The following is a 14,881-nucleotide window of genomic DNA, read 5'->3' as shown; positions in this document are numbered from 1 at the left end:
TTGAAGCACGGGCGCGAGAGCCGCGCCTGACATATAGGAGTTAAAGAAGTGGCGGAAGCCGTTGGCTTTGCGGTCTTTACCTGTCGTGTCGTTTGAGTGCGTCAGGCCGGCCATAAAGATAACGCCTGCTTCCTGGCAGAGCGCTTGAACAGCCACAGCAACACCTGAAGACGAGCCGCCCGTGATCATCACGGCGCCGTCTTTTTCGATCATGGATTTGGCAGAGGCGCGGGCCGCGTCAGACTTTGTCTGCGTGTCGCCTGTGACATATTCGACTTTCTTGCCGAGGATGCCGTTGCCTTTGAGGGCTTTGGAGCTGAATGTGTTCAGCAGGCCGCCGTCGCCGCCACCGTTGAGGTGCTCGACCGCAAGCTCATAGGCGCGCAGTTCGTCGGCACCTTCGTCAGCGTAGGGGCCAGACTGGGGCACGTTAAAGCCAAGTGTGACTGTGCCGCCTTTTGGCTCGTTCATGTAAGCAGCGGCCGATGACGCTGTAAAGATCGTTGGCATAGCAACACCAGCACCCAGATAGGCACTCGTCTTAAGCACGCCACGACGTGTAAAGTTCGATGTGGACATAGATTCCTCCCGTTACGATAATTGGGGGAGAGCCTCCTCTTGCACCTCCCCACAGGCACGTTTGTGCAAATACAATATGCCTGTGCGACCGAAAATTACGCAACAAAGCATTTGAGCATAACAAAAGTTTTGTAAATTAATGAACAGAGTATTTGCTGTTTTTGTAAATTTATTTATATTGCAGTGCAGAAACGCATTGAAACTATGAGAGAATTGTCATGGCGACGCGCACGCTTGCAGGCAGCCGGATCAGGGAGCGGCGGATTGCACAGGGCTTGAGGCAGGCCGATTTGGCCGCCGAAGTCGGAATTTCGCCCTCCTATCTTAATCTGATCGAGCACAACCGCCGTAGAATCGGGGGGAAACTCCTGCAAGCGCTCGCGCTTCGGCTTGAAGTGGACACATCGCTGCTGGCCGAGGGGGCCGAGCAGGAAGTGATTGCGCGGCTCGGGAACGTGGCGGCGCGGCTTGGGGAAGAGATCGGCGTGACGTCGAGCGCCGATTTTGCCAACCGCTTTCCCGGCTGGGCCAATTTGGTGATCCGTGCGGGGCGGCGGATTGACGAGCTGGAGCGCAATGTCGAGACATTGACCGACCGCTTGACCCATGATCCGCATCTGGCCGCAACGCTGCATGAGGTGCTCTCGACGGTGACAGCGATCCGCTCCACGGCGTCTATTTTGTCAGACACGCGCGAAATCGAACCTGAGTGGCGCGACCGCTTTCACCGCAACATCAACGAGGACGCGGCGCGGCTTGCCGACCGTGCGCAGGCTTTGGTCGGGTTTCTGGACGGAGCCAGCGACACGCAGAGCGAGGTGGGCTCGCCGCAAGAGGAAGTGGCGGGGTTCTTGAGCGCTTATGGGTGGCATTTTCCAGCGCTTGAAGAGGGCCGTGCGGGCGCAGCGGCCAGCTATTTGAGCGGGTCGGCGCAGATAAAGTCGTCCAGTGCGCAGGCGATTGCGGGCAAATATCTTGAGTGCTACCGCGAAGATGCGGCGCAAATGCCGCTTGAGACAATCCGTGCGGCGATTGATCAGCAGGGACCAGACCCTTTGCGACTCTCGACCTTGCTTGGGCAAGATCTGGCCAGCGTCATGCGCCGTCTTGCGACCCTGCCTGAGCATGGCTTCGGGCTTGTCGTCTGCGATGCGTCGGGCACCATGCTTTATCGCAAGCCAACGGATGGCTTCTCGATCCCGCGGTTCGGGGCGCTGTGCCCGCTTTGGCCTCTGTTTCAGGCTTTAAGCCGCCCGATGATGCCTTTGGCGCAGCGCGTCTTGATGCCCGGGCGCGGCGGTATGAGCGAAACGCTTTTTGAAACCTATGCGGTGGCGCAGGCTGTGTTGAGCACAGATTACGGAGCGGACCCTCTTTTGGAGGCAACGATGCTGATTGCGCCCGCTATGCCCGAGGGGCAGGCTGTGGCTGGTGGCATGGCTGCGGGGCGTCGGATCGGAGCGAGCTGTCGTATTTGTCCGCGTGAGAGCTGTGCAGCGCGGCGCGAGCCCTCGATTGTTTCGGTCGCGTTATAGCGTTTTTAGCGCGAGGTTTTGCGTTCTGCTTTTGACAGGTGCGCGTTTTGTGGTGATAAAGGCGTTACCCCTGCGATAACCCGCGTGGGGGGCGTCAGGGGAGGGACGAACATATGGGGAAAACCGTGGTTCTGGTAGAAGATGAACCGAACATCATTGAGGCGATCAGTTTTATTCTGTCTCGGGATGGATGGGGGGTGCATACGCATTCTAACGGCGATACGGCGCTGGCCGCTCTGGAGAGCAAAGCGCCTGACTTGATTTTGCTTGATGTCATGCTGCCGGGGCGCAGCGGCTTTGATATTTTGCGCGATATTCGCAGCCACAAGACGCTTGGGGCGACGCCTGTCATGATGCTGACTGCGCGGGGGCAAACGAAAGATCGTGACCTTGCGATGGAGCTGGGCGCGAGCCGGTTTATGACCAAGCCGTTTTCAAACGCAGATGTGCTTGCGGCGGTGCGAGAGCTGGCAGGGCTGTGAGAGAGCCGAGCGAGGGGCAGCTTTTTCTGCCCAAAGACACCTATCGCCAGCGGCGCACCGTTGATGCCATCAGGCTTTGGCCGATTTTGGGCGTCATCTGTTTTGTTTTGCCCATTATCTGGACGGGGACGGGCAAAAGCAATGTTGGCGCGATGGGATATCTTTTTTCGGTTTGGGTGGTGATGATTTTTGGGGGGGCGCTGTTGAGCCGCCGTTTGCGGCATGAGGCGGACACCCCGCAAGAGACATCTGTGCCGCCCGCCGAGAGCAGCGACACGGGCCGTCGGCTTTGAGCCCTTCGGTCAATATTCTCGCACTGGTCTGTGCGGGCTATGCGGCCCTGTTGTTTTTGGTGGCCTTTATGGCCGAACGGGCGGCCAAGCGCGGGCAGGGGCGCTGGCTTCAATCGCCGATTGTCTACACGCTGTCGCTTTCGATTTATTGCACCGCTTGGACGTTTTATGGCGCGGTTGGCTTTGCTGCGCGCTCGGGGCTTGAATATCTGACGATCTATATCGGACCGACGCTTGTTATGGTGGGGTGGTGGTGGGTCTTGCGCAAGCTTGTGCGGGTGGGTCGCGCACAGCGGATCACCTCTATTGCGGATCTTATTTCCAACCGGTTTGGCAAATCAAACACGCTTGCTGTGATGATCACACTCATGGCTGTCGCGGGGACGACGCCTTATATTGCGCTTCAGTTGCAATCTGTGACGCTGTCTTTTTCAGCCTTTGCGGCGGCAGGGCCAGCGGAGGCGGCGGGCAAGCTTGAAAACTCTGAGGCCACGGCCTTTTGGGTCGCCACGGGGCTGGCGCTGTTCACTGTGCTATTCGGCACCCGCAATCTGGACGTCAACGAACGCCACCACGGGGTTGTGATGGCGATCGCTTTGGAGGCGGTGGTCAAGCTTCTGGCGCTTTTGGCTGTCGGTGTGTTTGTGGTTTGGGGCCTTGGAGGAGGGGTGAGCGCTGTGATTGCCCAGATCGAGGCCAGCGAGATCGCCACATGGGAGATCGAACCGTCTCGCTGGGTCGCGCTGACGGCGCTTTCGGCGGCGGCGTTTTTGACGCTGCCACGGATGTTTCAGGTTCTGGTGGTGGAGAACGATGACGAGCGACACCTGCGGTTTGCGGCCTGGGCCTTTCCGAGCTATCTTTTGCTCATCAGCCTTTTCATCGTTCCGATTGCCGTTGTTGGCCGCAGTATTCTGCCCGAAAGCACAAACCCTGACCTTTATGTTCTGTCCATTCCGCTGACCTCGGGGGAAACGGGGCTTGCGGTTCTGTCCTTTTTGGGCGGGTTTTCGTCGGCAACATCTATGGTGATTGTGGCGGCGATTGCGCTTTCGACCATGGTCTCCAACCATATTGTGGTGCCGATCTGGCTTAGGCTCATGGGGGGCGGGGCCTTGATGTCGGGGGATTTGCGCCATGTGGTGCTTCTGTCGCGGCGCTTTTCGATCATTGGGGTCGTGTTTTTGGGATATGTCTATTACCGCATTTCTGGCGGAGGGGCAGCGCTGGCGGCGATTGGGCTGATCTCATTTGCGGGGGTTGCGCAGTTTTTGCCAGCCCTTTTGGGCGGGTTGTTTTGGCGCGGTGCCACCCGCAGTGGTGCTGTCTCAGGCTTGTTGGTCGGCTTTACGATATGGCTTTGGACCATGTTTTTGCCAAGCTTTGGCCCTGATGCGGCGCTTTCGGCCTCTGTCTTGTCAGACGGGCCTTGGGGAATCGGGGCGCTCAGGCCTGAGGCTTTGTTTGGCTTTGAGGGGCTGGACCCGTTGGTTCATGCTGTGTTCTGGAGTCTCAGTCTCAATACGCTTGCCTTTATTGTGGCGTCTCTGGTCAGCTTTCCTGCGCCGCTGGAGCGCTTGCAGGGCGCGCAGATTGTGGATGTATTTCGCCACTCGACCCGCGGCCAGCGCTGGCGGGGTGGTATGGCGCAAAGCGAAGACCTTTTGCTTATGGCGCAGCGGATCATTGGCGCGACGCAAGCACAGGGCCTGTTTCGAAGCGTGGCCCGCGCACAAGGGCTTGAGGGCTATTTGCCAGAGCCGACGCCCGAGTTTCTCAACCAGCTTGAGCGCGAGCTGTCAGGCTCTGTGGGCGCGGCAACGGCTCATGCGATGGTCGGGCAGATTGTGGGCGGCGCGGCTGTGTCTGTGGACGATCTGATTGCTGTGGCCGATGAGGCGGCACAGATCATGGAATATTCAAGCCAGCTTGAAGCCCAATCAGAGGAGCTGACACGCACCGCGCGCCAGCTTCGAGAGGCCAATGAAAAGCTGACCGAGTTGTCGCATCAAAAGGACGCCTTTCTCAGCCAGATCAGCCATGAGCTGCGCACGCCGATGACATCCATCAGAGCGTTTTCGGAAATTCTAAGGGATGGGGAGGGGCTGAGCCGTGAGGAGCAGGGCAAATATAGTTCGATCATCAACAGTGAGTCGGTCCGGCTGACGCGCCTTTTGGACGACCTCTTGGACCTTAGCGTTTTGGAAAACGGGCAGGTTTCGATGAATATAGAGGAAGCACCGCTTGAGGGTGTGCTGGACCGTGCGATTTCGGCTGTGGGGCTTGCAGGCAAGCTGCTGATTGTGCGGCGGCGCGAACGCGAACATATCCTTCTGACAACGGATACGGACCGTCTCAGCCAAGTCTTTATCAATCTGATTGCGAATGCACAAAAATACTGTGCCGCTCCTGCCCCGACCCTTAAAATAATTGTGCGGGCCAAGGACGGGCGCCTGAATATCGACTTTGTGGACAACGGACGCGGTATTTCGCGTGACGACCAGCGGGTTATTTTTGAGAAATTCTCGCGCCTTGGGGATGATCGCGAGAGCGGAGCGGGGCTTGGGCTGGCGATTTGTCGTGAGGTTATGGAGCGTCTGGGCGGCACGATCAGCTATTTGCCCGGACAAGGCGGCACGGCGTTTCGGGTCTCTTTGCCCTTGGTCGCGGCTGCGGGAGCTTGAGCGAATAAACGGCTTTGCTAAGAAGATGGTAACGGATTGCAGCTAAACCAAGAGCTTATACACCGCAAAGAATGGCGGCGGAGGCTATGGGCGAAACCAGTGAACATGACGTATTGCGCCGAAAAGCGCAGGCAGGGCGCGAAGAGCAGCGCGCACGCGTGATGACGCCTGCGCGGGCGATGCGCATTGCTTTGTTACGATCTGCGGAAACCTTGTTTGAGCTGGCTTTGAGTGTGTCTGATGTTCAGGACGAGCAGCTTGGGCAAGAGGCTCTGTTGCGCAATATGGATGCGGATATGCTCTATATTTTGCTGGATGGTCCGAAGGGTGCTTTGGGAGTTGTTGGGATCGACTTGCCCTTGGTGAACGGATTCGTGGAAAAGCAAACGATTGGGCGTGTGAGCGAGCGCGCCAGCTCTAACCGTGCTGCCACTGCGACGGATGCGGCCTTGATTGCGCCCTATATCACGCAGGTTCTGAGCGCGATGAGCGAGGATCTGAAGGGGACTTCGGCTGCGCTGACCGAGGGCTTTGGCTTTGGTGCGCGAATCGAGAGCAAACGGCATTTGGGTCTGATGCTGGAAGCTGCGGATTATCGGGTTTTGCGGGCCGATCTTGAGCTTGAAAGCGGGGTCAAGCGCGGCGGCATTGTGTTGTGTTTGCCTGTTCTGCGACCCGAGCCTCTCGTGTCGGCTGCGGCGCGCACGGGCAGTTCGGAGGCCTATGACGAAGCCGAGGGGCGCAGGCTTCGGGACGGCGCTTTGATGGAGGCGCGCGCGGTGGTGCGGGCTGTTATTCATCGTCGGCGCATGACTTTAGGCGAGCTTTCGGCTTTAAGTGTAGGAGATCATTTGCATTTTGGAGCTGGCGCTTTGGCGCGTGTTGAGCTTGACGTTGGGGGCGGAGGGGCCAGTTTGGGGCCATGCAAACTTGGAAAACAAGATGGAATGCGCGCGCTTAAGTTGCAATTTGGTGCGCGCACTGTCGTCAAAGGCCCTTTTGAACCTATGGGGCAAGAGGATGTTTGGCTCAAAGAAGACGAGCTGGAGCAGCCCTATGCCAGTGCAGAGGCGGGTGCGACGATGCAGCCGATCACTGTGGATGATTTGCCCGATTTGAGCGATTTGGCGGGTTTTGAAACGGGATTTGAGGCGCCCGACAGCCCCGCGCCATTCACCGAGCTGCCGGAAGATCTGTCACAAGTGGGGTGATGCGCCTTGGCCCGGTTTGGCAAATGTCTCGCCGTGTTTGATCATATCGCTCAAACGGGGGGCTGCAGTGAAAAATTCTGGTCGCAGGGGTTTTATGCGTTTTAGGCGGGCCAAAAAGCTTGCAAGCCCCATAGACGCCACATCGAAGAAAGGGCCTGCAGCTTGCGGAGCAAGCCCGAGTGTTGCACTCGTGAGCTGGTCGATCTCCCAAGGCGTCGCAACGATACCGGCTTTGAGCAATCTTTCTCCCTCAACATAGAGCGCGGCTGTGGTAAGAAAGCGGATATCGTCTGTGGAAGGCGCGGCTGCGGTTGGATCATATCCTGTCTGGTTGATGTGCCTGCGCCATTGTTCAACGGCTATTTTTGCTTCGTTTTTTAGAGAAATTTTATCGGCTTCAAAGGCAGAGGTGCCTTTGCCGCCGTCAAGACCTGTTTGGAGAAACGCCGCGTTGAGGCCTGGAGCGCGGCTTTTCAGGCTGTCTTCAAAAAACGCGTGAAGCCTGAAGGGCTGCGCCCTGTGGCCCTCGGCGTCTTGGGCCGCGAATGGCTTGACGCGGCTCAGTTGGGCCTGATCAACCGTCTCCGGGCTCGCGCCTTGGGCGACGGCTTCCTCGGCCGCAAGACAGAAGGCTGTAAACAGGCGCGAGGAGGCAAGGCCGTTTTGGGCTGTTTGAAACAGGGCAGGGACGCCAAGGCGCTTGAGGGCGGCGTGCATGGGGGCTTGATGCGCTTGTGAGGCTGCATAGTCTGGTGCGAGTGCAATTTCGGCCAAGTTGCCGCCGCCGATATCGGGATGAATTTGCAACGCGGCTGTTTTCGCGGTCATCTGACCGAGAAACTCTGCTGCACCGCTGCGCACCGCAGATGTCAGGAAAAGAAGGCTGTTTGCAGAGGAATGCGTTTTGACTTGAGCGAGCAAGTCATGAAGGCTTGCTAGGCTCCGAGTGGCGGGTTGGGGGGCGCACTCCATGATGCACTCGGCGGTGTTCAAGCTGGCGAAATCGGGAAGCTCGCTCAGAAGGGAAAGCGTTTTGTTTGCTTGAGAGATTGGAAGAATGCGCCGCGTGACGCGGCTGTCGAGTTCGCGTCTGACCGTTTTTTGAAAAGCCTCAAAGGCACCTTCGCTCAAGGCGAGAACCTTGACGGGCAGGTTGGCCTGAAGGGCCATGAGCGTCAGGGTTAAGGCCTGTTTACCTGTGCCGACAAGTGAGAGGCTCGCGGGGGGGCTGCTTTCGGGGAGGTGGTGCAGGCTGGCAAGCCGCGCGGCGCGTTTATAGGTTTTGCTTTTGGCTTTGGGGCTCTCGGCGAGATCTGCGCTCTGGGCGCGGGCAAACAAAAGAGCGGCCTCTTTGGGCAACAGGCGCGCGGCTTCTAGCACGGCGATTGCCGCTGCTTTTTCGGGTTGCAGAGCCAAATGGTTTTTGCTGCGCAGGGCTTCCAACTCGGATTGATAGCGCGTGGACGGAGCGAATGCGGGCGCGTTTGATGCCGAGTTTGGTCCAGATTTGAAAAGGCTCTGGGCCAAGCCTGCAGCTTCGCCGACCACGTTCTGCCCGACCACTTTATCAAATAGGGGCGCAAGCTGTGGTAGGGTGACGGAAATATCCGCCAGAGTTTCCAGAAGTCTTATGGTGCTCTGGGGGCCAAGCGTTGCGGCAAGGGTATAGCAGGCGGCGGCGCAGGGGAGCTGGCCTGCGCGCAGGCTTGGAAGACTGATATGGCTGGCGCGGTGACCGATACGGCCCTGTGCGGCGAGCGCAAGTTCTGCGCCGGCATCAGAGATACGGCCGCGCAAGGCGGCAACAACGGGCTTTGGGGCCGTGCTGATGAGGTCTGTGATCGCCTCAAGGGTGGGGGCGCTTTCGCCGAGCTGTCTTTCGGCCAAGGGCAGGTCGAGATTGAACCCGTCATCATTGCCTGCGATCACAATTGCGTCAATTTCCGGGGTGTCGAAGCTGTCAGAGAGTGTGTTGTAAAGCTCGGCGCGTAACTCTTGGGGCAGTTTACCCAAAGGAGGGCGCGACAGCGTAATAACGGCGATGCGATTGCCTGTATTGGATGATAAAAAGGCGCTTGGGGGGCGTGTCACAACAAAAATCCGTTCCTTGGCTGAGGGGAGTTTGCCGTTCGCACCGCGCCTTTGCAACCTTTGGGGACAGAAAAGGCCGAGGTTGCGCGCGGAGGGTTTGACATATATCGAAATTAGAATATATAGTGCTTCAAAGGTCAGATACTGCCAAGGAGAGCCAGATGATAGCCGATGTAACAGGTTTTTTTGATGATGCGACCAACACAATTTCTTATGTGGTGAAAGACCCCAGCGGGAGCGCCTGTGCGATCATCGATTCTGTTTTGGATTTTGACTATGCGTCGGGCCGCACAGATACGCGCTCTGCGGATGCTGTGATTGCCCATGTCGAGAAAGAAGGCCTCAAGGTTGAGTGGCTGCTGGAGAGCCATGTGCACGCGGACCACCTTTCGGCAGCGCCCTATTTGCAGGAGCGGGTCGGCGGCAAGATCGGGATTGGCGCCCAGATCGTGACTGTGCAGGATACTTTTGGCAAAGTTTTCAACGAGGGCACCGAGTTTCAGCGGGATGGCAGCCAGTTTGACAAGCTGTTTCAGGAGGGGGACAGCTTCCAGATCGGGCAGATGCGCGGCGATGTCTTGCACACACCCGGCCATACGCCTGCGTGCTTGACCTATGTGGTCGGGGATGCGGCCTTTGTGGGCGATACGCTGTTTATGCCCGACTTTGGCACGGCGCGTTGCGACTTTCCGGGCGGGTCTTCGGATATATTGTTTGAGTCTGTGCAGAAAATTTTGAGCCTGCCAGAGGAGACACGTATTTTTGTTGGCCACGATTATAAAGCACCCGGGCGGGACGATTTTGCTTGGGAGACAACTGTGGGCGCGCAAAAGGCGGCCAATATTCACGTGGGTGAAGGGCGCTCAAAAAGCGAGTTTGTGAAGATGCGCGATGCGCGGGACGCGACGTTGGCGATGCCAAAGCTGATTATCCCGTCTTTGCAGGTCAATATGCGGGCGGGGCAGATGCCGCCCGCGGACGAGACAGGGGATGTGTTTTTGAAAGTCCCCGTCAACAAGCTATAAGCGGGCGACACCAAAACAACCGACAGCCTATGCGAACGGGCTTAACGAACAACTGACTTATATAGGACAAAAGGAAACGCGAATGGAACCGGATTGGCTCTGGGGGCTCGCTGGCGGGCTTCTTATCGGGATGGGTGGCGCTGTGCTGCTTTGGGGCAACGGGCGCATTATGGGCGCCAGTGGCATTCTTGGCGGCTTGATCGACGGCACAGGGCGCAGCGAGTGGCGCGAGCGGCTCGCCTTTTTGGCGGGCACATTTCTGATGCCTTTGGTGCTCTATCCGCTGTTTGCAGAAGTCGACACACATATCAGCCAGAGTGCTGTTGTGCTCGTCGTGGCGGGGCTTCTTGTCGGGGTTGGCACGCGTGTTGCCAATGGCTGCACCTCGGGGCATGGCGTTTGCGGGATTTCGCGGCTTTCGATGCGCGGGATCATGGCAACGGTGTTTTATCTTCTGGCAGGCGGGCTGACTGTTCTGGTCTTTCGCCATATTTGGGAGGTGATTTGATGCGGTCTGTTTTTTCTCTTTTGTCTGGCGCGCTGTTTGGGGCAGGTCTGTTTATCTCCGGCATGACCGATACCAGTAAGGTGCAAGGCTGGCTTGATATCTTTGGCGATTGGAACCCGACTTTGGCCTTTGTATTGGGCGGCGCGATTGTGCCGATGTTTTTTGCCTGGCGGTTGACCAAGGGGCGGCGTCCTGTGACGGCGGGGCAGTTCCCTCCGCAACCGCCTGTTGAGATTGATCGCCGTTTGGCGATTGGCTCGGTCTTGTTTGGCGCGGGGTGGGGCCTTGCGGGTCTGTGTCCCGGGCCTGCGATTGCCTCTCTTGGCTATGGCGGCGTTTTTCACTGGGTGTTTTTTGTTGCCATGCTTTTGGGGATGTGGCTTACGCCTTATCTATTACGCGCCTTTCAGCGCCCGATTGTTAACTAAAGGAGCCTGACATGGTTCGTCCCTTGACCGAAAATTACTTTGTTTCGCCGCAAATTTTGCCGGACGCGATGGTGCAACTGGCGGAGCATGGTTTCACGGATGTGATCTGCAACCGGCCAGACAGCGAGATCGGGCCTGAGCTTCATCACGATGTGATGAAGACGGCTGCGGAGGCAGCGGGGCTGGCGTTTCATTTTCTTCCGCTGGTGCATCAGAGCCTGTTGGAAACCGCGAATTCAGAACGTCAAAGCGCGATCCTTGAGGCGGCCGAGGGCAAGGTTCTGGCCTATTGCGCCTCGGGCAATCGCAGCTCTGTGGTTTGGGCGCTTGGCCAAGCGGGCAAAATGCCGGCCAGCGAGATTATCGATGCGGCGGCACAAGCGGGGTATGATCTCAGTCAGCTGCGCCCGATGCTGGGATAGGGCAAAAATCAGGCCAGAAGCACGCCCGCGATCACGCAACCAAGACCCAAAGCCGACACGCCCAATGCGCCCAAGTTCCATGGCAAGACCGCCTGAACACGGGCGCGCAGGGCCTCGTCAGAGAGGGCCTCGCGGCGGGCGGCATTCACTTTGACAATCGACCAGATGAGGCCCACGAGGCCTAAGAGGGTCAGGGCTGCGCCTGTGTAAACGAGGTATTCCATGGAGCACTCCTTTTCTTGGAAGAGCGCCTAGCGCATGAATGCGCGCACGGCAAGGGAAAGACCTTGCAGGGCGGGCGGCAGGGCGCTAGCAAGGCGGCTTAAAGAGAGCAAAGCCAGACTGGAGAGCGCGCTATGGACGACACTTCAACCCCATCGACTTACCGTGTGACCGCAGACGAGCTGCGACAGTTTATCGAGCGCTTTGAGCGGCTTGAGGCAGAGAAAAAAGACATCGCGGAGCAACAAAAGGAAGTGATGGCCGAGGCCAAGGCACGCGGCTATGACACCAAAGTTCTGCGCAAAGTTGTTGCACTGCGCAAACGCGACGCAGATGACATTGCCGAAGAAGAGGCAATGCTTGAAATGTATAAAGAAGCCCTTGGGATGTAAGGGCTTTGGCTGGATTTCAGGGCGTAATGAAGTTCACGCCCGGAATGCGGCTGATTTCAAAAACATCTTCGTCATAGAGTTCACTTAAGTCTTGCACCAGCGTGTCGGTCCAGCCCAGCAAGTCGAGCTCTTCCTCGATCATGTCGTCGCGGCCAAACTTATCCAGAAACGCCGATATCACGCGGCGTTTTTGTATTTCTGACAGGTCGACATGGTCGGCAAGGTAGGCACGAAAACGCTTCATGCCCTCAGCGGTCATGATTTCGGATATGAGATCAAAACCGCCTTTGATTTTTTCGTTGGGATTGATGCCTGCAAGTTCGCGGATGACTTGTGCCCAGATGAGGGGCGTGTCTTCATTGCACCAGACCGTGAGCGAGACATTCGGGTTGTTTTCCCGGATCCGGTAGATCAGGTCGGACCAGCGCAGATCATATGGGTCTGCTCCGAAGGTCATATCATTGAAATTGTCATATTTTGTGCGACGAAATTGCGCGGGCAGGTAGGTTGCTGGGTTGCAAATGCTGAGAAATATCTCGATTTCATCGCCTTTGAAGAGCTGTGACAGGAGCTGGACGCGCTCGTGGCCTTTGTCATAAAACTGTCCGCCGCGCAGCGCCATATTGGGCACGCAGAAAAAGCTCTCGTTGGACAATAAAAGACGCTCGCAAGGCTCGTCTTCGACGATTGTTTCGAGGAGAATATCGCGCGCCTCGGGGCTTGGCGCGGTGTCTGACATCGCCAGAAGCGTTTGGTGCAAGAGCTTTCGATAGCGCCCCGGCGGGGGAACATTGACGCCGAGATTTGAGAAGTCGGCACGGTTTTTGAGCAGGCATTTGAGAATGCGATCTTCATCGGTGTTGTGCGCACCAGCGTGAAACACGATTTGCATATCTGCCTCTTGTCTTTTTATTTGGTCTTTTGACTTGCCTATTGCCTGTGGTTTTAGCGCAGGTTTATGGCGAATATACGGTCTTTTCTGGACAGTTAAACATCAATCGGGCATGAGCAGGGATATGAAAAAAGCGCTTTCTCCTTCAAAATCGAGGTCACGCCTTTGGCCTGATCCCTGGTCTCTTGTTGCTCTGCTGATCTCTTTGATTGTGCTCGCGCCGATTGTCGCTGTGGGCACGCTGGCGCTTTTCCCGAGCGAGAACATCTGGCCACATCTTCTTGCCACAACATTGCCGCGCTATCTGGGCACGACGCTCGTTCTGATGGCGGGTGTTGGGCTTTTGGCAGCGCTGGTTGGCACGGGGGCAGCATGGCTGATTGCGCGGTATGAGTTTCCTTTGGCGCGTTGGTTTGAGTGGCTGTTGCTCCTGCCTTTGGCTGTGCCAGCCTATGTGGGGGCCTATGCGCTTGTCGACCTTTTGGAATATGCGGGGCCTGTGCAGACGGCTTTGCGCGCGGCGTTTGGCTGGCAATCTGCACAAGACTATTGGTTTCCTGAAATACGTTCGCTTGGATCAGCGATTATTGTGCTTGCGGCTGCGCTCTATCCTTATGTTTATTTGCTTGCCCGTGCGGCCTTTCATGAACAGTCAGGTGCAAGCGAGGAGGTGGCTATGTCACTGGGGCAGAGCGCTTTGCAGCGGCTGAGACGCATTGGCCTGCCTCTGGCGCGGCCTGCTGTGGCGGCGGGCACGGCCATTGTTATGATGGAGGCGGTCAACGACTTCGGAACGGTCGACTATTTCGCGGTGCAGACCCTGACGACTGGTATTTTTAGCACCTGGCTTGAGGGCAATAATGCAGGCGGCGCGGCACAGATTGCGTGTGTTGTTCTGATCTTGGTTATATTTCTGGTGACGCTGGAGAAAATCTCGCGGCGCAAGGCGCGCTTTTTTAACCAAGGGGGGCGCCATAGGCCGATCTCGCGCAAGCGTTTGCGCGGCGGTTGGGCCGTTTTGGCCTCATTGGGCTGCGCTTTTCCATTTGCGGTTGGGTTTCTGATCCCTGCAGGCACGATTCTGAGCCATGCGCTGGAACGCGCTGAGCTTTGGGCCGAGCCTGCGCTCTATAAAGCCGCTTGGAATACGGTTGTCGTCGGCTCTCTGGCTGCCTTTCTCACCGTGACAGGCGGGCTTTTGTTGGTGTATGGCGTGCGGCTGTCTGGGCGCACTCTGCCAAGGCTTTTGCAGCCGATCACCACCATTGGCTATGCCGCTCCTGGTGCGGTTCTGGCGGTCGGTATCCTGCTGCCTCTGGCAACACTCGACAATGCCATGGCCGATTTTGTGCTCGGGGTCACAGGCTTTGATCCTGGATTGATTCTGACGGGGTCCTCTTTTGCGCTCGTGCTGGCTTATTTTGTAAGATTCTTTGCGATCGGGCAGGGGGCCGCTGATGCGGCGCTTGAGCGTGTCGCGCCCTCGCTTTCTATGGCAGCACGCTCTTTAGGGCGGCGTCAGGGGCAAGTTCTGACAGAAATTTATATGCCGCTGATCAAAGGCTCTGTCGGCTCTGCTTTGCTCCTGGTGTTTGTGGATTGCGTGAAAGAGCTGCCTGCCACTTTGCTGTTGCGACCTTTTAATTATGACACACTTGCCACGCGTGTGCATGATCAGGCCAGCTTGGAGAACCTTTCTGACGCCGCCCCAGCGGCTATTTTTATCATTGTTGTCAGCCTTTTTGCAGTGATCTTGCTTGCCCGTGCAAATAGGACGAATTTTTAGCTTGCACAGGCGAGAATCCTGCCTTAAATCCCCCCGCAGTGCCCCTATAGCTCAGCTGGTAGAGCAATTGATTTGTAATCAATAGGTCCGCGGTTCGAGTCCGTGTGGGGGCACCATCAAATCACCCAAAGCATTGTAATACCTCACTAATTCGACTGATCGAGTGAGCCGTAGACCATGCTGGCAACCAAATCTAATAGCTATACGTTCCAAAAGGATGGAATCTGGTATTTCTCCCGTAGAGTGCCCGCTGATTTACGCAGGCATTATCGGACGGGTAGGATTGCTTACTCGCTAAGGACTAAGTCCGTCAGGGATGCCCGTGTTAGGG

Annotated in this window: 16 protein-coding genes and 1 tRNA gene; 13 read left to right on the top strand and 4 right to left on the bottom strand. The window is 57.2% G+C overall.

What is annotated here, in order from left to right; all coding sequences use genetic code 11:
* Nucleotides 1–579: ABC transporter substrate-binding protein (locus tag ACTF58_RS10475; RefSeq protein ID WP_438991919.1), on the bottom strand; the 579-nt coding region annotated here is incomplete at its 3' end.
* Nucleotides 580–797: 218 nt separating this feature from the next.
* Between ACTF58_RS10475 and ACTF58_RS10470 the strand changes: the two genes are divergently transcribed.
* From ACTF58_RS10470 to ACTF58_RS10450, 5 genes are all read left to right on the top strand, one after another.
* Nucleotides 798–2,114: a helix-turn-helix domain-containing protein gene (locus tag ACTF58_RS10470; RefSeq protein WP_438991918.1), complete on the top strand. Its 1,317-nt coding sequence runs from the start codon at nt 798–800 to the stop codon at nt 2,112–2,114.
* Between the two features lie 113 nt (nt 2,115–2,227).
* Nucleotides 2,228–2,596: a response regulator transcription factor gene (locus ACTF58_RS10465; protein ID WP_438991917.1), complete on the top strand. Its 369-nt coding sequence runs from the start codon at nt 2,228–2,230 to the stop codon at nt 2,594–2,596.
* Nucleotides 2,593–2,889, top strand: coding sequence for a DUF6611 family protein (locus ACTF58_RS10460; protein WP_438991916.1), 297 nt, complete (start codon nt 2,593–2,595; stop codon nt 2,887–2,889). Before ACTF58_RS10465 ends, ACTF58_RS10460 begins: the two co-directional genes overlap by 4 nt.
* On the top strand, nt 2,886–5,573 hold the full coding sequence (locus tag ACTF58_RS10455; protein ID WP_438991915.1) for an ATP-binding protein: 2,688 nt from the start codon (nt 2,886–2,888) through the stop codon (nt 5,571–5,573). Before ACTF58_RS10460 ends, ACTF58_RS10455 begins: the two co-directional genes overlap by 4 nt.
* 86 nt (nt 5,574–5,659) lie before the next feature.
* The gene (locus ACTF58_RS10450; protein ID WP_438991914.1) at nt 5,660–6,784 is read left to right on the top strand and encodes a FliM/FliN family flagellar motor switch protein; all 1,125 of its coding nucleotides are present in this window, start codon (nt 5,660–5,662) and stop codon (nt 6,782–6,784) included.
* On the opposite strand, the gene ACTF58_RS10445 is transcribed toward ACTF58_RS10450, so the two are convergent.
* Nucleotides 6,770–8,875, bottom strand: a complete 2,106-nt coding sequence (locus ACTF58_RS10445; RefSeq protein ID WP_438991913.1) for an enoyl-CoA hydratase-related protein — start codon at nt 8,873–8,875, stop codon at nt 6,770–6,772. The two genes, ACTF58_RS10450 and ACTF58_RS10445, sit on opposite strands and share 15 nt — an antisense overlap.
* Nucleotides 8,876–9,036: 161 nt before the next feature.
* On the opposite strand from ACTF58_RS10445, the gene ACTF58_RS10440 reads away from it, so the two are divergent.
* From ACTF58_RS10440 to ACTF58_RS10425, 4 genes are all read left to right on the top strand, one after another.
* A complete protein-coding gene (locus tag ACTF58_RS10440) occupies nt 9,037–9,900 on the top strand; it encodes an MBL fold metallo-hydrolase (protein ID WP_438991912.1) in 864 nt (287 codons plus the stop codon).
* A gap of 82 nt (nt 9,901–9,982) precedes the next feature.
* Entirely contained in the window at nt 9,983–10,408 is a 426-nt protein-coding gene (locus ACTF58_RS10435) for a YeeE/YedE family protein (RefSeq protein WP_438991911.1), read from the top strand.
* Entirely contained in the window at nt 10,408–10,836 is a 429-nt protein-coding gene (locus ACTF58_RS10430) for a DUF6691 family protein (RefSeq protein ID WP_438991910.1), read from the top strand. The genes ACTF58_RS10435 and ACTF58_RS10430 overlap by 1 nt, the downstream gene beginning before the upstream one ends.
* Before the next feature lie 11 nt (nt 10,837–10,847).
* Nucleotides 10,848–11,258 carry a TIGR01244 family sulfur transferase gene (locus tag ACTF58_RS10425; protein ID WP_438991909.1) on the top strand — a complete coding sequence of 137 codons (411 nt, stop codon included), beginning with the start codon at nt 10,848–10,850 and terminating at the stop codon, nt 11,256–11,258.
* 8 nt (nt 11,259–11,266) lie between these two features.
* Here ACTF58_RS10425 and ACTF58_RS10420 read toward each other — a convergent pair whose 3' ends face one another.
* Nucleotides 11,267–11,482, bottom strand: coding sequence for a hypothetical protein (locus tag ACTF58_RS10420; RefSeq protein WP_438991908.1), 216 nt, complete (start codon nt 11,480–11,482; stop codon nt 11,267–11,269).
* Between the two features lie 132 nt (nt 11,483–11,614).
* On the opposite strand from ACTF58_RS10420, the gene ACTF58_RS10415 reads away from it, so the two are divergent.
* Nucleotides 11,615–11,872, top strand: a complete 258-nt coding sequence (locus ACTF58_RS10415) for a DUF2312 domain-containing protein (RefSeq protein ID WP_298805110.1) — start codon at nt 11,615–11,617, stop codon at nt 11,870–11,872.
* 16 nt (nt 11,873–11,888) lie between these two features.
* Here ACTF58_RS10415 and ACTF58_RS10410 read toward each other — a convergent pair whose 3' ends face one another.
* A complete protein-coding gene (locus tag ACTF58_RS10410) occupies nt 11,889–12,764 on the bottom strand; it encodes a hypothetical protein (protein WP_438991907.1) in 876 nt (291 codons plus the stop codon).
* Between the two features lie 124 nt (nt 12,765–12,888).
* On the opposite strand from ACTF58_RS10410, the gene ACTF58_RS10405 reads away from it, so the two are divergent.
* The 3 genes from ACTF58_RS10405 to ACTF58_RS10395 form a co-directional block, all read left to right on the top strand.
* Complete coding sequence (locus ACTF58_RS10405) at nt 12,889–14,550, top strand: ABC transporter permease (protein WP_438991906.1); 1,662 nt, start codon at nt 12,889–12,891, stop codon at nt 14,548–14,550.
* A gap of 40 nt (nt 14,551–14,590) precedes the next feature.
* A tRNA-Thr gene (locus ACTF58_RS10400) sits at nt 14,591–14,666 on the top strand.
* Between the two features lie 61 nt (nt 14,667–14,727).
* On the top strand, nt 14,728–14,881 hold a 154-nt coding region (locus tag ACTF58_RS10395), incomplete at its 3' end, for a DUF6538 domain-containing protein (protein ID WP_438991949.1).

Source organism: Lentibacter sp. (genome assembly GCF_965657785.1).
Lineage (GTDB): Bacteria > Pseudomonadota > Alphaproteobacteria > Rhodobacterales > Rhodobacteraceae > Lentibacter.
The sequence above is the reverse complement of the archived record's forward strand: the minus strand, read 5'-3'. Positions and strand labels throughout refer to the sequence as shown.

Excerpts from the sequence above, each read along its gene's own strand:
- ACTF58_RS10450 (WP_438991914.1), top strand. The coding sequence starts at position 5,660 with ATGGGCGAAACCAGTGAACATGACGTATTGCGCCGAAAAGCGCAGGCA.
- ACTF58_RS10405 (WP_438991906.1), top strand. The coding sequence starts at position 12,889 with ATGAAAAAAGCGCTTTCTCCTTCAAAATCGAGGTCACGCCTTTGGCCT.
- ACTF58_RS10410 (WP_438991907.1), bottom strand. The coding sequence starts at position 12,764 with ATGCAAATCGTGTTTCACGCTGGTGCGCACAACACCGATGAAGATCGC.
- ACTF58_RS10430 (WP_438991910.1), top strand. The coding sequence starts at position 10,408 with ATGCGGTCTGTTTTTTCTCTTTTGTCTGGCGCGCTGTTTGGGGCAGGT.
- ACTF58_RS10470 (WP_438991918.1), top strand. The coding sequence starts at position 798 with ATGGCGACGCGCACGCTTGCAGGCAGCCGGATCAGGGAGCGGCGGATT.
- ACTF58_RS10420 (WP_438991908.1), bottom strand. The coding sequence starts at position 11,482 with ATGGAATACCTCGTTTACACAGGCGCAGCCCTGACCCTCTTAGGCCTC.
- ACTF58_RS10425 (WP_438991909.1), top strand. The coding sequence starts at position 10,848 with ATGGTTCGTCCCTTGACCGAAAATTACTTTGTTTCGCCGCAAATTTTG.
- ACTF58_RS10415 (WP_298805110.1), top strand. The coding sequence starts at position 11,615 with ATGGACGACACTTCAACCCCATCGACTTACCGTGTGACCGCAGACGAG.
- ACTF58_RS10440 (WP_438991912.1), top strand. The coding sequence starts at position 9,037 with ATGATAGCCGATGTAACAGGTTTTTTTGATGATGCGACCAACACAATT.
- ACTF58_RS10465 (WP_438991917.1), top strand. The coding sequence starts at position 2,228 with ATGGGGAAAACCGTGGTTCTGGTAGAAGATGAACCGAACATCATTGAG.
- ACTF58_RS10435 (WP_438991911.1), top strand. The coding sequence starts at position 9,983 with ATGGAACCGGATTGGCTCTGGGGGCTCGCTGGCGGGCTTCTTATCGGG.